Annotated in this window: 5 protein-coding genes; all 5 read right to left on the bottom strand. The window is 33.3% G+C overall.

Features of this window, described 5'->3' with window-relative positions; all coding sequences use genetic code 11:
• Window positions 1–358 precede the first annotated feature (358 nt).
• Window positions 359–625, bottom strand: coding sequence for a DUF1294 domain-containing protein (locus RR539_RS10605; RefSeq protein WP_332472875.1), 267 nt, complete (start codon window positions 623–625; stop codon window positions 359–361).
• 38 nt (window positions 626–663) lie between these two features.
• Window positions 664–1,194 carry a GNAT family N-acetyltransferase gene (locus RR539_RS10600; RefSeq protein WP_332472876.1) on the bottom strand — a complete coding sequence of 177 codons (531 nt, stop codon included), beginning with the start codon at window positions 1,192–1,194 and terminating at the stop codon, window positions 664–666.
• A gap of 63 nt (window positions 1,195–1,257) precedes the next feature.
• Window positions 1,258–2,028 (bottom strand): 4Fe-4S binding protein, encoded by a 771-nt coding sequence (locus RR539_RS10595; protein WP_332472877.1) that lies wholly within the window; start codon window positions 2,026–2,028, stop codon window positions 1,258–1,260.
• 80 nt (window positions 2,029–2,108) lie between these two features.
• Entirely contained in the window at window positions 2,109–2,357 is a 249-nt protein-coding gene (locus tag RR539_RS10590) for a transposase (RefSeq protein WP_332483796.1), read from the bottom strand.
• Between the two features lie 260 nt (window positions 2,358–2,617).
• On the bottom strand, window positions 2,618–3,450 hold an 833-nt coding region (locus RR539_RS10585; protein WP_332500427.1), incomplete at its 5' end, for an ABC-F family ATP-binding cassette domain-containing protein.

The raw sequence follows: 3,450 nt of genomic DNA, 5'->3' as shown, positions 1-3,450 counted from the left end.
TAATCTACGACTACTTTGGTAGCTATAGCTTTGCATGGAAGCTTTATTCTGCTTTGTCACTTATTATGCTTATAATATTTTTAGTCCTATCACCAAAAAAGCAGATTAAAATAACATAATCTTAAACTAATTATAAACAAAAAAGTGGACAATACTCTTGTCCACTCAGATTGTTCACAAATAAATATTTTTCAAAATATTTATTTGCCTTATAAAGAAATTTAAATCCATGATCAAGGGGGCAATTGACGCTTTAGCGTTGCGCAGTAGCTTTAGCACCCCATGGCAAAACTCATAAAAAACCTGTTTTTTATGACAGGCTGTTGACTTTGTCAACAGCCTGAGTGTGCAGTAATGATTACTTTCCTATTATAGTCGCTGCTATACATAGCTGAATAAACATCATAACTGGAAGACCAATTGAAAATTTAAGGTCATTAACCTTATGTCTATAAAGCCTCATACCTAGAAATGATCCAAGACTTCCACCAATAAGTGCAATTAAAAGAAGCGTCTTCTCACTAATTCTCCACTTCTTCTTAATGGCACGTCTTTTGTCTATATACATAGTTAAAAACCCTAAAACATTAATTAAAAATAAATAGTTATATACAATTCCCCTCATTTTACCACCTTTAGAATTTTTATATATTATACCATATTCTACTCCATAAATTCCTTAGAATACACTACTTTCCCCTTTACTCTATCTAAAGAATTCTCCCTAAGTTCAAGTGCCATAAAGCACTCATCAGGAACCTCAAAAGGAGGATATATTTCATAGTCACTAGCCTTATTAAACCCAAACCTTGGGTAATATTCAGGGTGGCCTAGTAGTATTATTGAGTCATAGTTAAGACCCTTTGAAATTTTTATAGATTCCTTAATAAGTCTGCTTCCAATTCCCTTACCTTGATGAGATGGAATAACTGAAACAGGTGCTAATGCTAGTGACTCTACCCTTCCTGATTCACCTTCAATATTAATTTTAGTTAGCATAATATGACCAAGAATAACCCCTTCCCATTCTGCTACAAGTGATAATTCCTTAATAAAAGCATCACCTTTTCTTAATCTATTAACTAATAAATGTTCCCTATGGTCACTATATTCTTCATTTTTAAATGCTTCTTCAATTAAAGATTCAACATCCTTATAATCTTTTTCTTCTTCTTGTCTAATTATTATATCCATAGCTACCTCCTATCGTTATATTTATTATACCCTAAAACAGTAAAAAGGCTGCATATGCAGCCCTTATATAAATAAACTTGGTTGTTTTCTTTTAATGCATTTCTCTTCTAAGAAATTTACAAAGTATGTATATGTTTCATTATCCATGTATTTAGCATTAGCCGGGCATCCCTTTATACATGCACAGCACTTAATACACTTATCCTTATCTGTTAATCTAGGATTCATCTCATCAATAGCATCTACAGGACATAATTCTCTACACATCATACAGTCAATACAATTATCCCTTGTACAAGGAGAATACTTAGGTGATTCTTTTCTCTCCTTAAATGGAAAATTCCCATCAACCTTAACCTCAGTTAAATTATTATCTAAAATACGCTTTTTAATACGTTCTCCAAATTCGTTCATATCTTTAATATCATTACTATCTGGTCTATTTTCCCCTACCTTCCTAGTGTAAGAATGCTCTCCTAAAAATGCAGCTGCTGCTATAACCTTAAACCCATTTTCATGTAAGTAAGTTGATAACTCAAGTAATGAATCCTCATACTCCCTATTTCCATAGTTAACTATAGCAACTGCAAGAGTATTATTTCCCTTGAGGCTAAGTAGCCCTCCATTAATAAGTGGAATTCTTCCTCCATAAACAGGTACCCCTACAATCACTAAATCATCACTACTAAACTCTAGTATTTCACCTCTATTTTTACTTTTAGTTAGATCTTTCTCACTATAGCTATCACTAATAGTTGAAGCAATTGATATAACCGATTTTTTAGTGTTACCTGTTGGACTAAAATAAAAACATTGTACATTTTTAAATTCCATAATTATCTCCCCCTAATAAAAAACTAACTACTCCTAATTCCTATAATAATTATACACCTAAAAAAAACTGTAAACAGGTCTTAAATCACATTCTGTAGTCTTCCAGTTCTGAAACGAGCAATAGTATTATGATCAGGTGCAGGTGCCCCCTCTAAAAGCCACATAAAGTTAATATCACTTTTACATGCTAGTTCAATTTTTCTTGAAGAATAGATGTTATTCATATATGAGTAAATGAGTATTTTAAATAGATTAATCGGTGAAACCTTAGAATTTCTCCCTTTACGAGAGTACGCATTAAATAACTTTGTATAGTCTAACTCCTCCAATATATTGCTTAAAAGAATAAACGGATCATCTGGTGAAATAAATTTTCCAACGTCTAATGGAAAATTTAATTGAATTAAGTTTGAGACAGCCCTTATTTAGCATATAAAAAATCCTTAGTTTTCCCTCCCAATAGTCTCATTAGGAGAATTTGGGGAATTATAATCTATAGGTGTTCTTTATGGTGGTAGCTAGTTCCTTGTAAAAGTAAAATAGAGCTATCCCAAATTCAAATTTGAGACAGCTCCCTTATAAATACTAATTAGCTATTAAATTTAAGCTCTAGGTACTCGTTGTAAGTCATTTCCTTGTCAATTAGTCCATCAGCTGTAAACTCAATAATTCTATTTGCAATTGTTTCAACAAACTCATGGTCATGTGATGTAAATAGTATTACACTGTTGTATGCCTTAAGTCCATCGTTAAGTGCTGTAATAGTTTCAAGGTCAAGGTGGTTAGTAGGTTGGTCTAGCATAAGAACGTTAGCTCCACTTAGCATCATTCTTGATAACATACAACGAACCTTTTCTCCTCCTGATAGAACCTTAGCTTGCTTAAGAGCTTCTTCCCCTGAGAATAACATTCTTCCAAGGAATCCTCTTATATAGCTCTCAGCCTTTTCTTCTGAGTATTGACGTAGCCAATCAACTAGGCTTAGGTCACTATCATTAAAGAATGCTGAGTTGTCATTTGGGAAGTATGAAGAGGTAATTGTAATTCCCCACTTAAAGCTTCCCGCGTCTGGCTCCATTTCACCAGCTAGTATTTTGAATAGAGTTGTATTAGCAATTTCATTGCTTCCTTCAAAGGCAATCTTATCTCCCTTTGAAACCCTAAAACTTACATCATTAAGAACCTTAACACCGTCTATTGTCTTTGAAAGGTTTTCAACAACAAGAATGTCGTTTCCAACTTCTCTCTCAGGCTTTAGTCCAATGTATGGGTACTTTCTGCTTGATGGCTGAATGTCATCAATAGTTATCTTCTCAAGAAGCTTCTTTCTTGATGTTGCCTGTTTTGACTTAGAAGCATTGGCACTAAAACGTGCGATAAAGTCTTGAAGTTCCTTAACCTTATCTTCCTTCTTCTTGTTCT

The organism is Clostridium sp., from assembly GCF_036639235.1.
In the GTDB taxonomy this organism is placed as follows: Bacteria; Bacillota; Clostridia; order Clostridiales; family Caloramatoraceae; genus Clostridium_AB.
Note: the sequence above shows the minus strand (reverse complement) of the source record. Positions and strands in the feature narration are given on the sequence as shown.

What these genes read in the sequence shown, in the direction of transcription:
- RR539_RS10605 (WP_332472875.1), bottom strand. Translation starts at nt 625, where the DNA reads ATGAGGGGAATTGTATATAACTATTTATTTTTAATTAATGTTTTAGGG.
- RR539_RS10600 (WP_332472876.1), bottom strand. Translation starts at nt 1,194, where the DNA reads ATGGATATAATAATTAGACAAGAAGAAGAAAAAGATTATAAGGATGTT.
- RR539_RS10595 (WP_332472877.1), bottom strand. Translation starts at nt 2,028, where the DNA reads ATGGAATTTAAAAATGTACAATGTTTTTATTTTAGTCCAACAGGTAAC.